14 protein-coding genes are annotated in these 15,556 nt (G+C 71.2%); 6 read left to right on the top strand and 8 right to left on the bottom strand.

The window, feature by feature from the left end; translation table 11 throughout:
- Positions 1-94: 94 nt before the first annotated feature.
- On the top strand, positions 95-1,312 hold the full coding sequence (locus tag OG538_RS20510; RefSeq protein ID WP_406095630.1) for a threonine aldolase family protein: 1,218 nt from the start codon (positions 95-97) through the stop codon (positions 1,310-1,312).
- 81 nt (positions 1,313-1,393) lie between these two features.
- Entirely contained in the window at positions 1,394-2,512 is a 1,119-nt protein-coding gene (locus tag OG538_RS20505) for a DUF5937 family protein (protein ID WP_406095628.1), read from the top strand.
- Between the two features lie 22 nt (positions 2,513-2,534).
- On the opposite strand, the gene OG538_RS20500 is transcribed toward OG538_RS20505, so the two are convergent.
- From OG538_RS20500 to OG538_RS20490, 3 genes are all read right to left on the bottom strand, one after another.
- Positions 2,535-3,143, bottom strand: a complete 609-nt coding sequence (locus tag OG538_RS20500; RefSeq protein WP_406095626.1) for an AAA family ATPase — start codon at positions 3,141-3,143, stop codon at positions 2,535-2,537.
- Between the two features lie 3 nt (positions 3,144-3,146).
- Positions 3,147-3,821 carry a response regulator gene (locus OG538_RS20495; protein ID WP_406095624.1) on the bottom strand — a complete coding sequence of 225 codons (675 nt, stop codon included), beginning with the start codon at positions 3,819-3,821 and terminating at the stop codon, positions 3,147-3,149.
- A gap of 71 nt (positions 3,822-3,892) precedes the next feature.
- Positions 3,893-5,113: a sensor histidine kinase gene (locus OG538_RS20490; protein ID WP_406095622.1), complete on the bottom strand. Its 1,221-nt coding sequence runs from the start codon at positions 5,111-5,113 to the stop codon at positions 3,893-3,895.
- 96 nt (positions 5,114-5,209) lie between these two features.
- Between OG538_RS20490 and OG538_RS20485 the strand changes: the two genes are divergently transcribed.
- Positions 5,210-6,223, top strand: coding sequence for an SAM-dependent methyltransferase (locus tag OG538_RS20485; protein ID WP_406095620.1), 1,014 nt, complete (start codon positions 5,210-5,212; stop codon positions 6,221-6,223).
- Positions 6,224-6,278: 55 nt separating this feature from the next.
- Positions 6,279-7,421 carry an NADH-quinone oxidoreductase subunit D gene (locus OG538_RS20480; RefSeq protein WP_406095619.1) on the top strand — a complete coding sequence of 381 codons (1,143 nt, stop codon included), beginning with the start codon at positions 6,279-6,281 and terminating at the stop codon, positions 7,419-7,421.
- Between the two features lie 27 nt (positions 7,422-7,448).
- On the opposite strand, the gene OG538_RS20475 is transcribed toward OG538_RS20480, so the two are convergent.
- From OG538_RS20475 to OG538_RS20460, 4 genes are all read right to left on the bottom strand, one after another.
- A complete protein-coding gene (locus OG538_RS20475) occupies positions 7,449-8,480 on the bottom strand; it encodes a hypothetical protein (RefSeq protein WP_406095617.1) in 1,032 nt (343 codons plus the stop codon).
- Between the two features lie 103 nt (positions 8,481-8,583).
- Positions 8,584-9,570, bottom strand: coding sequence for an ABC transporter substrate-binding protein (locus tag OG538_RS20470; protein WP_406095615.1), 987 nt, complete (start codon positions 9,568-9,570; stop codon positions 8,584-8,586).
- Between the two features lie 70 nt (positions 9,571-9,640).
- Positions 9,641-10,315, bottom strand: coding sequence for an ABC transporter permease (locus tag OG538_RS20465; RefSeq protein WP_406095613.1), 675 nt, complete (start codon positions 10,313-10,315; stop codon positions 9,641-9,643).
- Between the two features lie 3 nt (positions 10,316-10,318).
- Positions 10,319-11,032, bottom strand: a complete 714-nt coding sequence (locus OG538_RS20460) for an ABC transporter permease (RefSeq protein WP_406095611.1) — start codon at positions 11,030-11,032, stop codon at positions 10,319-10,321.
- 128 nt (positions 11,033-11,160) lie between these two features.
- On the opposite strand from OG538_RS20460, the gene OG538_RS20455 reads away from it, so the two are divergent.
- Complete coding sequence (locus tag OG538_RS20455) at positions 11,161-12,348, top strand: betaine/proline/choline family ABC transporter ATP-binding protein (protein ID WP_406095609.1); 1,188 nt, start codon at positions 11,161-11,163, stop codon at positions 12,346-12,348.
- Positions 12,349-12,376: 28 nt separating this feature from the next.
- Here the strand turns inward: OG538_RS20455 and OG538_RS20450 are convergent, their stop codons facing one another.
- Positions 12,377-13,498 carry an alpha/beta hydrolase gene (locus tag OG538_RS20450; protein WP_406095607.1) on the bottom strand — a complete coding sequence of 374 codons (1,122 nt, stop codon included), beginning with the start codon at positions 13,496-13,498 and terminating at the stop codon, positions 12,377-12,379.
- 140 nt (positions 13,499-13,638) lie between these two features.
- Between OG538_RS20450 and OG538_RS20445 the strand changes: the two genes are divergently transcribed.
- Complete coding sequence (locus tag OG538_RS20445) at positions 13,639-15,480, top strand: phosphatidylglycerol lysyltransferase domain-containing protein (RefSeq protein ID WP_406095605.1); 1,842 nt, start codon at positions 13,639-13,641, stop codon at positions 15,478-15,480.
- Positions 15,481-15,556 lie beyond the last annotated feature (76 nt).

The raw sequence follows: 15,556 nt of genomic DNA, 5'->3' as shown, positions 1-15,556 counted from the left end.
ACAGGCTGTGGATACTCCGGCCGCGACGGCACCGCCGGTCCGGGGGCGCCCATATCCTGTGGGCAGGGGCTGCGTTCTGCGTGATGATCGTCCCATGGCAGACACGAACGAGCAGGTCCACGACGCAGCGCCGGACGGACCGCAGGTCCCCCACGGACACGGGGACAAGGAGGCCGATCCGCAGCGCCTGCGGCGCATCGCCGCGTGGCGGCAGGCCAGGCTCATCCTGTCCCGGATGCCGGTGGACCGTTCACTCGGCGAGCAGCTGGCGTCGCTGACCGCGGGCGCGGCCACGGTCACCGACCTCGACCGGCCGGCCGACATCTACGGCGACGGCATCGTCGCCGAACTGGAGCAGCGGATCGCGGGTCTGCTGGGCACCGAGGCCGCCGCGTTCTTCCCGACCGGGACGATGGCCCAGCAGGTCGCGCTGCGCTGCTGGGCCGGCCGCACGGGCAACGCGACGGTGGCCCTGCATCCGCTCGCCCACCCCGAGATGCACGAGCGTGGCGCCCTGCCCGCGGTCAGCGGGCTGCGCACGGTCCACCCGACGACCGAGCCGCGACTGGCCACGGCCGACGAGATCCGCGACTTCGCGGAGCCGTTCGGCACCCTGATGCTGGAGCTTCCGCTGCGCGACGCGGGCTTCGTCCTGCCCACCTGGGAGGAGCTGGAGGCCATGGTGGCGGCGGCCCGGGAGCGCGATGCGGTGGTGCACTTCGACGGGGCGCGGCTGTGGGAGTGCGCCTCCCGTTTCGGGCGGGAACTGCCGGAGATCGCGTCGCTCGCGGACAGTGTGTACGTGTCGTTCTACAAGACCCTCGGCGGGATCTCCGGCGCGGCGCTCGCGGGTTCCGCCTCGCTGATCGAGGAGGCCCGCACGTGGCGGCACCGCTACGGCGGTCAGCTCTTCCAGCAGTTCCCGGCGGCGCTCGCCGCGCTGATCGGCCTGGACCGGGAGCTGCCGAAGCTGCCGTCGTACGTGGCGCAGGCGAAGGTGGTGGCAGCGGCGCTGGCCGAGGGGTTCTCGGAGGCCGGTGCCAGGTGGTTCCGGGTGCATCCGGAGCCGCCGCACACGCACCAGTTCCAGGTCTGGCTGCCGTACCCGCCGGACGTCCTGACGGAGGCGGCGGTGCGGCAGGCGGAGGAGACGGGCGTGGCCCTCTTCCGCGGGTGGCACCCGGCTGCCGCCGGTCCGCCCGGAATGTCGTTCACCGAGGTCACGGTGTCGGAAGCGGGGCTGGAGTGGACGGCTGCGGACGTCCGCGCCGCGGCAGCGGAGTTCCTGAAGCGGGTGGCCGCGCAGGGGTGAGGGCCGCCCGGTCCGGATGTGGGTTGACGGCAGCCGTCAATCCGGATCCGCGCCGTCGCCGCGACCCCGCACCATGGACGGGTGAGCGTAACCATCGACATCGCGGGCCTCGACCCTCGGCGCATCGTCTTCGAGGCCTCGCCCCTCTCCGAGCTGGGGCTCGCCCTGCACGCCCTCTCCGAGCCCGGGCACCATCCAGGGGTGCACGGCTGGGCGACGGCCACGACCACGGCGCTGGATCCGGATCTGGCCGACCGGCTCCACGAGGCCGAGTTCCTGTGGCGGAACACCTTCTCGGACATCTTCATGCCGTTCGCCGGGGTCATCGGCGGCAACGGCAGGACGGGCGCCGACCTCGCCGAGGACCTGGACATCCTGGACCGGCTGGACGACGAGCGGTTCGTCGCCGCCGCCCTGGAGTTCACCTGTGCCGGCCTCTACGGGGCCGGTGCGCTCTCGCCCCTCAACAACGCCGGCCTGCGCGCCCGCGCCCTGGACGTGGCGGCGGCGCGCGGCCCGCAGCAGACGGAGTTCACCCGGCAGCTGCTGGCCGACCCCGCCTCCGTAAGACGCTGGATCCGGCGCCTGTTCGAGGACTGCGACCAGGCGTTCTTCGCGGACACCTGGCGGCGGGTACGGGTCCAGCTGGTGGCCGACGCCCGGCACAAGACGGATCTGCTGCGCCGCAAGGGGCTCGCCGAGGCGATGGGTGCGGTGTCCGCCGCGCTGGCGGTCGACGAGGACGAGAAACGGATCAGCGTCGACAAGCTGTCCGACGGCTCGACCGACGCCACCGACCCGGCCGTCGGCGCCGGGCTCACGCTCATCCCGACCAGCTTCGGCTGGCCGCATCTGACGGTGCTGCACGCCCCGGGCTGGCGTCCGGTGATCCAGTACCCCGTGCACCGGCCCGAACTGCCCTCCCCCGCCTCCGTCGAGCTGCTGCAGCTGCGGATGGAGGCACTGGCCCACCCGATGCGGATGCGGCTGTGCCGCAACATCGCCCGCTCGCCGTTCACCACGGGGGAACTCGCCGACTCGAACGGCATCACGGCCCCCGAGGTCTCCCGCCACCTCACAGTGCTCAAAAAGGCGGGCCTGGTCACGACGCGGCGCCGAGGCCGGTACGTACTGCACCAGTTGGACCTGACCGTCGTGGCACGGCTCGGCAGCGACTTCCTGGAGGGGATCCTGCGCTGAGGCGGGCGGGGCGGCTCGTCGTTCAGTCGAAGCGGATGTGCCGGATGCCCGTCCACGCCCGCCGCACCCGGTGCCGCAGCGCGCTGTCCGAGTCCGGCAGCAGGGTGAGGCCCGCCGAGGCAGCGATCCGGTCGGCGACCTGGGGGACCGTCAGCCGGTCGGTGCGGATGTGCTCGGCGAACTCCGGCCGCTCCAGGCGCTCCAGGCAGTGGTCCAGCTTCGCGACGGCGAAGCTCTCACGCTTGAGCCCGCGCCCCAGCCCGCGTTCGCGCAGCCTCCGCAGCACCGTCGCGCGCTCGGCGAGCAGGGCGAAGTGGTGCACCGTGTGCCCGTCCTCGCGCAGCCGCCCGATGATCTCCGCGAAGTAGCCGGCATCGACCAGCGTCATCGGGGCGACGACCGTGCCGGGATGCCCCCGCAGTGCGAGGCCCAGCATCTCGTGCACGCCCTGCCGCCAGGCCGGCAGATCCTGGAAGTCCCCGCGCAGCGCGGGCGGCAGCATCCGGTGCAGACCGAAGCCGACGTGCTCCGGGTCGCAGACCACGCTGCCGGGCAGCCGCCTCCTCAGCTCGTACGCCGTCTGCGTCTTGCCCCCGCCGAACGGGCCGTTCACCCACACCAGGCCGGCCACCGCTCAGCCCGCCCCGCCCCCGGCGCGCACCAGCCCGGTCTCGTACGCGAGGACGACGACCTGCACCCGGTCGCGCAGGCCCAGCTTGGTCAGGATGCGGCCGACGTGTGTCTTCACGGTTGCCTCGGAGAGCACCAGCCGCCCCGCGATCTCACCGTTCGACAGACCCTGGGCGACCAGAAGCATCACCTCGCGTTCGCGTTCGGTGAGCTTGGCGACGTCCTTGTGCTGCGGCTCGGCCGTGCCGCTGGGCAGCATCGACGAGAAGCGGTCGAGCAGTCGGCGGGTGGTGGAAGGGGCGACGACGGCGTCACCGCTGTGCACGGAACGGATCGCGGAGAGCAGCTCGCCCGGCGGGACGTCCTTGAGCATGAAACCGCTGGCCCCCGCCTTCAGCCCCGAGAAGGCGTACTCGTCGAGGTCGAACGTCGTCAGGATGAGCACCTTCGGCGCATCGGGCTGCGCGCAGATGCGACGGGTGGCCTCGACCCCGTCCAGCCGGGGCATGCGCACATCCATCAGCACGACGTCGACGGAGGTGGAGCGCAGGACCTCGATCGCCTCCGCGCCGTCACCGGCCTCGGCGACGACCTCCATGTCGGGCTGCGCGGCGAGCACCATCCGGAAGCCGGTGCGCAGCAGCGCCTGGTCGTCGACGAGCATCACGCGGATCGCCATGGGGTCCCTGTCTCCTGATTCGTTCTGCGGTCGGTTCCGGCATACGGACGGCCCCGGGCCGTCCCGGTGGATCAGCCCTGGTTCGCGGCCTTGAGCGGCAGCAGCGCACTGATCCGGAATCCGCCGCCGGGACGCGGTCCGGCGTCCAGCGTGCCGCCGACCATGCCGACCCGCTCGCGCATGCCGATCATGCCGTGGCCCGCGCCGTCGGCGCCGCCGTCCTCGTACAGCTCGTGCGCCGCGCCGCGGCCGTCGTCCTCGACGAGCAGGCCGAGCCCGTCGTCGAAGTAGACCAGCCGCACGCTGGCCCCGGCGTTCGGACCGCCGTGCTTGCGTGTGTTGGTCAGAGCCTCCTGCACGATGCGGTACGCCGTCAGCTCCACGCCGCTGGGCAGCGGGCGCGGGGTGCCCTCGATCTTGAAGTCGACGGCCAGACCGGCCGCTCTCACGTGCTCGATCAGGTCCTCGATCTGGTCGACGTCGGGCTGCGGAACGTACTCCCCGGTCTCCGGCGCATCGCCCGTGCGCAGCACACCGAGCAGCCGGCGCATCTCCGCGAGCGCCTGCCTGCCCGTGCTGGAGATGGTCTCCAGCGCCTGCCGTGCCTGGTCGGGGGCGGCGTCCATCACATAGGCGGCGCCGTCCGCCTGCACCACCATCACGGAGACGTTGTGCGCGACGACGTCGTGGAGCTCGCGGGCGATCCGGGCCCGCTCGGCGGCCACCGCGACCTTCGACTGCGCCTCGCGCTCCCGCTCCAGCCGGGCGGCGCGCTCCTCCAGCTGGTCGAAGTAGGCCCGCCGGGTCCGCATCGAGTCGCCGAGCACCCAGGCCAGCACGAACGGCACCGTCAGCACGACGACGACGAACCCCGTCTCCACCCAGCCCCGCGGCGCCCCCTCCTGCTCCGGCCAGCGGAGCTGGGACAGACCCGCGGCGCACAGACTGCAGACCAGGGCCAGGCGGGAGGCCCAGCGTTCGCCGACGGTGGCCACGGTGAAGGTGATCACCAGCATGGCGAAGTTCGCGACGGTCGGTCTCACCCCGAACACCAGCTGCGCCACACCCATGGCGATGGCGAGCAGCAGCATCTTCTCGGGCGCGCGGCGGCGCAGTGCGACGACGACGCAGAGGCCGACGACGATCGGCACTATGGCGATGCGCTGTCCGCGGCCGCCGTGCCCGGCCCCGCCGACCGCGATCGTCATGCCGGAGATCCCGAGGAGGAGGACAGCCCAGAAGCTGTCGACGCCCGTCGGGTGTCTGCGGATGAAGTCGTAGAGGCGCTGCACGTAACCCAGCGTAGGGAAAGCCAATGGGTGCGTGGGTCAGCCGAAGGGCCGATCCAGGTCCCGAGACCGTACTCCCCAAGGTGGAGACTTGGGAACGTGACGGATGAGTGGCGTGGGTGGCAGGAGGCGGCAGAGACCGCTTTGTACGGAGACGGGGGGTTCTACCGGAGCCCCGAAGGGCCGGCGGGCCATTTCCGTACCTCCGTGCACGCCTCCCCCCTGTTCGCGGCGGCCGTGGCCCGCCTGCTGGTCGCGACGGCCGAGGAACTGGGGACGTCGTGCGTGGACCTGGTCGATCTGGGGGCGGGGCGGGGGGAGCTGTTGACCGGAGTGCTCGCCGCGCTGCCGGCGGAGGGCGGGGGCGGCCTCACCGTAGCGGCGTACGCCGTGGAGCTCGCCGCCCGCCCGGCCGGCCTGGACCCACGGATCCGGTGGTGCGCGCGGCCGCCGCAGGGAGTGCGCGGGCTGCTGTTCGCCAACGAGTGGCTGGACAACGTGCCGGTCCCGGTCGCCGAGACGGATCCTGACGGCGTCGAGCGGTACGTCCTGGTGCGGGCGAAGGACGGCGCGGAGCGGCTGGGCGAACCGGTGGGCGGGGCGGACGCGCGATGGCTGCGCCGCTGGTGGCCCTCGGCGGGGCCGGGCAGCAGGGCCGAGATCGGCCGTCCGCGCGACGAGGCGTGGGCGGGTGCGGTGGCTACGCTCGCCGCCGGACTCGCGGTGGCGGTGGACTACATGCACGTTCGGGAGGACCGGCCGCCGTTCGGCACGCTGACCGGCTTCCGGGCGGGGCGGGAGGTGCGGCCGGTGCCGGACGGCAGCTGCGACCTCACCTCGCACGTGGCGCTGGACGCATGCGCGGTGGCGGGCGGGCCTGGCGCGGAGATCCGCACCCAGCGCGAGGCGCTGCGGATGCTGGGCGTCAGCGGTGAACGCCCCTCGCTGTCCCTGGCGTCGGGCGACCCGGCCGGCTACGTCCGCGCCCTGGCGTCCGCGGGCCAGGCCGCCGAGCTCACCGCCCGGGGCGGCCTGGGCGACTTCGGCTGGCTGACGCAACGGGTGCACCCGCTGGATCCGGCTCCCCTCTCCCCGATCGCCGGAGGGGCCTGAGGGAAAAACGACGGGGCTTGGGGGCGTGCCCCGGGCGCAGGCAATACTGTCCCCCATGACGGAGACCACAGTCGGCATCGGCGGCGCGGCGGAGAGCACCGACATGGTGCTCAACATCGGCCCCCAGCACCCCTCCACCCACGGCGTGCTCCGTCTGCGCATCGTCCTGGACGGCGAACGCATCCAGCACGCCGAACCGGTCATCGGGTACATGCACCGCGGCGCGGAGAAGCTCTTCGAGGCCCGCGACTACCGGCAGATCGTGATGCTCGCCAACCGCCACGACTGGCTGTCGGCGTTCTCCAACGAACTGGGTGTCGTGATGGCCGTCGAGCGGATGCTCGGCATGGAGGTGCCGGAGCGCGCGGTCTGGACCCGCACCCTGCTCGCCGAGCTGAACCGGGTCCTGAACCACCTGATGTTCCTCGGCTCGTACCCGCTGGAGCTCGGCGGGATCACCCCGGTGTTCTACGCGTTCCGGGAGCGCGAGGAGCTCCAGGCCGTCATGGAGGAGGTCTCCGGCGGCCGGATGCACTACATGTTCAACCGGGTCGGCGGCCTCAAGGAGGACCTCCCGGCGGGCTGGCTCGGCCGTGCCCGGGACGCCGTCGCCTCGGTCCGCTCCCGGATGGACGTCTACGACAAGCTGGTGCTCGGCAACGAGATCTTCCGGGCCCGTACCCGTGGGGTGGGGGCCCTGTCGGCCGAGGCCGTGCACGCCTACGGGGTGTCCGGGCCCATCGCCCGCGCCTCGGGCGTCGATTTCGACCTGCGGCGCGACGAGCCGTATCTCGCGTACGGGGAGCTCCAGGACACCCTGAAGGTCGTCACCCGTACCGAGGGCGACTGCCTGGCCCGGTTCGAGTGCCTGCTGGAGCAGACGCACAACGCGCTGGACCTGGCGGACGCCTGCCTGGACCGGATGGCCGACCTGGCGCCCGGTCCGATCAACCAGCGGCTGCCCAAGGTGCTGAAGGCCCCCGAGGGCCACACCTACGCCTGGACCGAGAACCCGCTGGGCGTCAACGGCTACTACCTGGTGTCCAAGGGCGAGAAGACCCCGTACCGGCTGAAGCTCCGCTCCGCCTCGTTCAACAACATCCAGGCGCTCACCGAACTGCTGCCGGGCACGCTCGTCGCCGACATGGTGGCGATTCTCGGTTCACTGTTCTTCGTCGTCGGCGACATCGACAAGTAACCCCGGCTGCCGCCTGTTCCGTTCCGTCTACGAGATCGCGCTGCGCAGCTCCGCCATGTCCAGCTGCTCGGTCTCGTCGTGCGCGGTCAGGTCGATGACCTTGCCGACCGCCCGGTTCTCGGCCGTCCCCGTGCGGTGCGCGGCCAGCGCCTCCTCACCCACCACGTCGGCGAGGTCCTCGTTCTGCACGGACTCGATCGCGGCGTGCGCCTTCTGCGTACCGAAGAAGTCGAAGCTGCCCTGCGGCACCAGGTGGCGGCGGGCCGCCGCGTACGGGACGACCGCGCTGGCGGCCGGCATCGGACGCGGGGCGGGCAGGGCCTGGGGCGACCGGGTCGCGGTCAGCGCGGCCTGCGGCCGACGGTGCTGCTCCTCGCCCGCCTGGCCGGCGGCTGCGGCTTCGGTCGCCGCCGCGTGCTTCCCCTGCCGTTCCTCCGCCTCCTGGGCCCGCTCCGCGAGATCGCGCTCCCTGGCCTGCTCGGCGGTGCGCCGCGCTTCCTGGAGCGCCCCGTTGCGCGTGAGGTCGTCGAGGGCCTGCGCGGCGCGCAGGTACGCGGACGGCGTGGGGGTGCTGCGCGCTGCGGGCAGTTCGCGGGGCGACGCGGCCGCCTCCAGGGCGAGCTGCCGACGGCTCTCCAGCACACTGGCGCGCTCGGTCTCCGCGTTGGCGTACCGGCGCAGCAGCGCGGCGTGCTCGCCGCGCAGCCCGGCGAGCTCCACCCGCTTGCGGCGCAGCTTCGTCTCCAGGCGGGCGCGCAGTTCGCGCGACTCCTCCAGATCGGCTTCCAGTTCCGCCAGGCGTTCCTCGGCGCGCCATTCGTCACTGGCGCGGGCGCGCGTCAGCTCCGCGACGCGACGGCCCGCCTCCCGGTCCCAGTCGCGCATCAGATACGCGCCGGTGACGGCGGCGGCCGCCGCGGCGGCGACCAGTCCGCGCAGGACCAGCGGCTCGGCGAGCAGCCAGGCTCCCGCGGCACAGAGGACCGCGGCTCCGGCAACAACCGAAGGCGGAAGGATTCTGTGCAGAGGTGGCGAATGGCGATGGCGTCCACGGGGCATGGCGTGAAATTTACCGTGCGTACGGTCCGCTTGGGAGGCCGCCCGGCAATCTGTTCCCCGCCAGTTACCTGACGGCCCCTGAACCGCTCATTCCGGCCTTGCGCTACTTCTTGATCAGACCTTTCGTCTCCAGGTATTCCTTAGCGACATCGGCGGGCTTGGCGCGCTCGGCGTCCACCTTGCGGTTGAGCTCCGCCAGATCCTGCGTGGTGAGTGCCTCGGTGAGCTTGCCGAGCGCGTCGGCGATGTCCTGGGCACCGGCGTCCTCGGCATTGAGGACGGGCAGCACGTTGTCCGCGTTCTGGAGCTTCTTGTCGTCTTCCAGGAAGACCAGCCCGAAGGTGTCCAGGACCGCGTCCGTGGTGGTGGTGAGGACCAGCTGGTCCTTGCCGTCCTTGACCGCCTGCTTGGACTGCGGGGTGCCGACCCCCTTGGGGTCGATGCCGGTGACGTCGATGCCGTACGTCTTCTTCAGCCCGGGTGCGCAGAAGGGCCGCACCTCGCACTCGTCACCCGCCGCGATCTTCACCTTGATCTTGGAAGCGCCGAGATCCGAAAGGGACTTGAGCTTGTTCTTGTCGGCGAATTCCTTGGTGACCGCGAAGGCGTTCTGGTCGACGGCCTCCCCGGCAGGCAGCACCTTCAGCCCGCGCGGAGTGGCGAGCTTCTCCAGGGCTGCGACCGTGGCCGCGGTGTCGCCCGACGCGACCGGCTCGGACTCGGCGGCCTTCGCGCCGTTCACCTTGGCGTTGAGGAATTCCGCGATCGTCGCCGCGTATTCGGGTACGACGTCGATCTCGCCCTTCTCCAGCGACGGTTCGTAGAGTTCACGGTTCTTCACCGTGGTGATCGACGTGCTGTATCCGGCGTCGGACAGAACTCCGGCGTAGAGCTCCGCGAGCACCTTGGACTCGGTGAAGGCGGCCGCTCCCACGACCAACGAGCCCTTCTTCCCGGAACCCTTGTCCGCGGCGGACGCGGCGGATCCGCCCTTGTCCTTCTCCAGGCTGTCGCCACCGCAGGCGGCGAGCGAGCCCGCGAGCGCCACGATGCCGATGACCGCACCGGCGGTGCGCGAGATCCTGCTCATGATGTTCTCCGTCCACGGCAACGAGGCCATAGGTGAGTAGCGTGATCGGTTGGGTGAGCCGGCCGGACGCTCATGCCGTCCGGCGGCGGCGCAGTGGCGACAGCATCCGGTCGATGGCGACCAGGACCGTCTCCACCAGCAGCGCGAGTACGGCGACCAGCAGGGCGCCCGCGACCACCTGCGGGGTGTTGTACGTGTTGAAACCGGCGGTGATGATCCGGCCGAGGCCGCCCTGGCCCACCATCGCGGCGATCGTCGCCGTGGCCACGACCTGCACCGCGGCCGAACGCAGCCCGGTCATGATCATGGGGTAGGCCAGCGGGAGTTCGACACGGAGGAAGAGCTGACCGCCCGACATGCCCATCCCCCGCGCGGCCTCGGCCACCGAACGGTCCACCTCCGTCATCCCGACGTAGGCGTTGGTCAGCAGCGGCGGCACGGCGAACAGCACGAGGGCGACGATCGTCGGGATGTATCCCGCGTTGCGCAGCGGCGAGACCATGAAGAGGGCGAGCACCGCGAAGACCGGGATCGCCCGGCCCACGTTGGAGATGTTGACGGCCAGTGCGCCGCCCCTCCCGATGTGTCCCAGGTACAGGGCGATGGGCAGTGCGATGGCGCAGGACAGGGCGAGTGCCACCCCGCTGACGTACAGATGCTCGCCGAGCCGATGGGCCACCCCGCTCTCCCCCGACCAGTTGGCGCCGGTGGTGAGCCAGGTCCAGGCCTCCCCGAGAACTCCCACGGTTCAGACCGCCTTCGCCGGGCCGGCAGCGCCCACGACATCGCGGGTGGCCGGTATTCGGGTCCACGGGGTCAGCAGCCGCTGCACACCGAGCAGCAGCAGGTCCGCGACGACCGCGAGCAGCACGCAGAGCACCGAGGCGGCCAGCACCTGGGCCTTGAAGAAGCTCGGCAGGGCGTCCTCGATGAGATTGCCCAGACCGCCGCGGCCGACGATCGATCCGACCGTGGTCAGCGCGATCGTGGACACCGTGGCGATCCGTATGCCGGCCATCACCGCGGGCATCGCAAGGGGGAGTTCGACCTCCCACAACAGCCGCACCGATCCGTATCCCATCCCCCGGGCGGCTTCCTTCGCCTCCTGCGGAACCGCCTGAAGGCCCGCCAGGATGTTCCGCACGAGGATGGTCAGCGAGTAGAGCACGAGCCCCGTGACGACGAGCGCCGCGGAGAGCCCGAACAGCGGCAGCAGGAGCGAGAACATCGCCAGCGACGGCACCGTGTAGAGCACCGTCGTCAGTCCGAGAACCGGTCCGGCGAATCGCCGCCCGCGGCGGGCCAGCAGTGCCAGCGGAAAAGCCACCACGACCCCGAGCGCCACCGAGACCGCTGTGATCCAGATGTGTTGGACCGTCGCATCGGTCAACTCCTGGCTGCGGGAGCGGAGATACTCCCCACAGATCCAGTCGTTCGTCACCAGGCAGTTCTGTCCGGCCATCCGCCCCCACCTCCCGATCGCCTCTCGTACTGATGTCCGGCGAGCCTATCCTCGACCACTGACAATCGCCGAGGCCGTTGTATTCCAGCAACATGTCCTTCACAGAACACGCGCCACAATGGGGACCCATGATCCGTTTCGAGCACGTCACCAAGCGGTATGCGGACGGCACCACCGCCGTCGACGACCTTTCCTTCGAGGTCGCCGAGGGTGAACTGGTCACGCTCGTCGGACCGTCGGGCTGCGGCAAGACGACCACCATGAAAATGGTGAACCGGCTGATCGAACCGACCGAGGGCCGGATATTCCTCGACGGGGACGACATATCCGCCATCGACCCCGTCCGACTGCGACGCCGCATCGGTTATGTGATCCAGCAGGTCGGTCTGTTTCCGCACCGGACGGTGCTGGAGAACACCGCGACCGTCCCCCATCTGCTCGGCTGGAAACGCGGAAAGGGCCGCGCCCGCGCGGCAGAACTCCTCGACCTGGTCGGACTCGACCCCTCCGTTTATGGTGACCGCTATCCGGAACAGCTGTCCGGTGGGCAGCGCCAACGCGTGGGTGTGGCGAGGGCATTGGCCGCGGATCCGCCGGTGCTGCTGATGGACGAGCCTTTCGGCGCCGTCGACCCGGTGGTCAGGGAACGGCTGCAGAACGAATTCCTGCGGCTTCAGGCCCAGGTGCGCAAGACCGTGCTGTTCGTCACGCACGACATCGAGGAGGCCGTGCGGCTCGGCGACCGCATCGCCGTCTACGGGCAGGGCGCGATCGAGCAGTTCGACTCACCGGCCACCGTGCTCGGCGCCCCGGCCACCGACTACGTCGCGGACTTCGTCGGCGCGGACCGCGGGCTCAAGCGGCTGTCGGTCACTCCCGTCGAGGAGAGCGACCTCGACCGGCCGCCGGTCGTCCACCTCGACGACCCGCTGGCCACGGCGACCGAACGGCTGCGCGCGGACGGGGCGCGATGGGCCGTGGTGCTGGACGGCGACGGCCGGCTGCACGGCTGGATCCCGGCCGGCGACGCGCCCACCGGCGCCCGGGGCACCGTCCGCGAGCACGCCCGCCGGATGGAGGCCTGGCTGCCTGTCGGCGCGCCGCTCAAGCAGGCGTTCGCCACCATGCTCCAGCACGACGCCGGGTGGATCGCGGTCATCGACGAGGCGAGCGAGGGCCGGTTCCTGGGCGTGCTCACCCCGGCCCGCCTCCACGAGGCGCTGCGGCGCTCGATCAGTGCCGACGACCGGGCCGTACCGCGCGCCGAGGTGGCCGTGGAGACCGTGGCGGGCGTCACGAAGACCGCCGGGGACTGACCCCGGCCGCGCCCGCGGCCGGACCCGGTCAGTTCTCGCTGAGCCGGCTGCTCATCCACTCCAGCGCTGCGGGGATCTCCCGGCGCCAGGTGTTGAAGTTGTGCCCGCCGCTGTCGAGCACGATCGACGAGACCTGGGCGGGCCGCTTCACCTTCGCCACGAACTTCCGCGTATCGGCGTAGTTCGACTCGCCCCGGCGGGACGTCGTCACCAGGAAGGACGAGTCGGGCTGCGGCCGGTTGTCCAGGGACCACAGCAGGTCTGCACGCTCGCGCTCCTGCTGGTCACCGTGGAAGAGGTCACCGGTCGTGGGGTCCTCGGCCGCCTTGTAGTACGCGGAGAGCCCCACGCTCGCCGTGAAGCGTGCCGGATGGTGCAGACCGATCTTCAGGGCGCAGTAGCCACCGGTCGAGTTGCCGATGATGCCCCAGTTGCGGGCGTGCCGCCCGACCCGGTAGCCGGCCGAGATCGCGGGCGGCAGGTCGTCCGCGAAGAACGTCTCGGTCTTCGGACCACCCTTTATGTCCACGCATTCGGTGTCCCGCGGCGGCGCCAGGGTCGGCCGCAGCATCACCAGGATCATCGGCTGCGCACGCCCCGCCCTCACCCGTTCGAGTGAGGTCTTGGGGTACGCCAGCCCCTTGAGGAGGTTCTCCGACGTACCCGGGTAGCCGGTGAGCACCACGACCGCCGGGAACTTCCTTCGGGCGTACGCCTTCTGGAAGTACTCCGGCGGCAGATAGACGTACGCCGAGGTCTCGATCCCGGAGTGCCGCCCCGCGATCACGACCTTGTCGATCCGGCCGGCCGAGGCGGGCCGCGCCCCTCCCGGCACGTCGGGCCGCTGCGTCCCCACCCGGACGATGTTCTTCGCCGCCAGGGTCCCCTGAGCATGGTCGGTCACCACGCCGAGCTCCTGCTTCCGGCCGAACAGGTCGGCCCAGGAGCCGTAGAACAGGAACGAGTTGTTGGCCATCAGACCGACGGAGACGAAGACCGCCACCTGGGTCACCAGCAGCAGTCCCACCCTGCCGAACACCGCGGAGACACTGCGCCGGGCAAGCCTCGGCCAGAACCAGATCGTGACGGCGAACAGCGCGACAGCCAGCGCGATCGCCAGAATCAGCACTGCATTGCCGGTAAGGCCCATGGCGGTTGAACTTTCTTGTCAGGAAATTTCCGGGTCCTGGGTGAACCAGTGGCCCGGAAGCCTCGTCCTAGAGGTCGCACATCGTCCGCAGGGCTCCGGCCGACGGACTCCAAGAATCTCTCGCGGAACCACGGGAAGCGATGTCTGTCACGCTAGATGGGGATAAATCGGGATCGGTTCCGATTGGTGTACGCAAGTTCGTACACGGACCGCGACCCGAGACCGTACCGGCACTCGTCGGTACCGCCTGCGCCGCCGTCGGCCTGATCGATGTCGCCGCGGGCGTCTTCCCGCGCTTCCGGCACAGCCGGATGCACACCCTCGCCGAGGTGCTCCCCGGGGCCCTCGGACCATTCGCCGCCGCGCTCTCGCTCAGCGCCGGCGTCCTGCTGCTGCTCCTGGCCCACGGCCTGAAGCGCCACAAGCGACGGGCCTGGCGGGCCGCCGTCGTCCTGCTCCCGGCCGGTGCGGTGGCCCAGTTCGTCTACCGGCACTCGGTCCTGGGCACCATCGTCTCATTGACGCTGTGTTATCTGCTGGTACGCCACCGGAGTGAATTCGCCGCGCTCCCCGACCCGCGCAGCCGTTGGAGGGCACTGGCCAACTTCGTCCTGCTCGGCGCGGGTTCGCTCGGGCTCGGACTGGTCATCGTCAGCGTCCACCCGAGCCGCCTGGTCGGGAACCCCAGCATCGCCGACCGGCTCCAGCACGTGCTGTACGGGCTCTTCGGCTTCGAGGGACCGGTCGACTACGCCGGCGACACCTCCTGGACCGTGGGCTACTCGCTCGGTGCCCTCGGTCTGCTGACCGCCGTCACCACCATCTACCTCGCGTTCCGCCCGGAACACCCGGCCGCCCAGCTCACCGAGGACGACGAGGCCCGGCTGCGCGCCCTGCTGGAGCGGCACGGAAGCCGCGACTCCCTGGGCCACTTCGCCCTCCGCCGCGACAAGGCCGTGGTCTTCTCGCCCAGCGGCAAGGCCGCCGTCTGCTACCGCGTGGTGTCCGGGGTGATGCTGGCCAGCGGCGACCCGATCGGTGACGTGGAGGCCTGGCCCGGCGCCATCGAACGCTTCATGGACGAGGCCAGGGCCCACTCCTGGACCCCCGCGGTGATGGGCTGCAGCGAGACCGGCGGCGAGGTCTGGACCCGCGAGACGGGGCTCGACGCCCTGGAGCTCGGCGACGAGGCGGTGGTGGACGTCGCGGATTTCTCGCTCGCCGGACGCACGATGCGCAACGTGCGCCAGATGGTGAAGCGCATTGAGCGCGGCGGCTACGAAACGCGAGTCCGGCGCGTCGCGGACATCGGCGAAGCCGAACTGGTCCGCATCAGACGGGCGGCCGCCGACTGGCGCGGCACGGACAACGAGCGGGGCTTCTCCATGGCGCTCGGCCGGATCGGTGACGGCGCCGACCTGGACTGCTTCGTCGCCACCGCCCACAAGGCGGACGAGCGGGACGCCGAATCCCCGTACGGCGATCTGAAGGCCGTGCTCCACTTCGTCCCGTGGGGCACCGACGGAATGTCCCTCGACCTGATGCGCCGCGACCGGGCCGCGGACCCGGGGATGAACGAGCTGCTGATCGTCGCCTCCCTGCAGGCCGCGCCCCGGCTCGGCATCACGCGCGTCTCGCTGAACTTCGCGATGTTCCGCTCCGCCCTGGCCCGGGGCGAGAAGCTGGGGGCCGGACCGGTGCTGCGGATCTGGCGCGGGCTGCTGGTCTTCCTGTCGCGCTGGTTCCAGATCGAGTCCCTGTACAAGTTCAACGCCAAGTTCCGGCCCCGCTGGGAGCCCCGGTTCGTGGTCTACCGAACCGCCCGTGAGCTGCCCCGCATCTCGCTCGCGGCCATGCAGGCCGAGGGCTTCGTGAGCTTCGCACCCCCCCGCCCCCTGGCCCGCCGGATGCCGACGGGCGGGCGGCGCCCCTGTACGCATGTCCGGACCCACGCGGGCGAGCACGGCGTCCACCCGGCGTGACGGGCCCGCATACGGGCCTAGGCTGGTCGTATGAGTACGTTGCATGGACGAGGCACGGTGCAGGGCCTGCCGGAGT

It is taken from the genome of Streptomyces sp. NBC_01013 (assembly GCF_045162765.1).
GTDB lineage: Bacteria > Actinomycetota > Actinomycetes > Streptomycetales > Streptomycetaceae > Streptomyces.
Note: the sequence above shows the minus strand (reverse complement) of the source record. Positions and strands in the feature narration are given on the sequence as shown.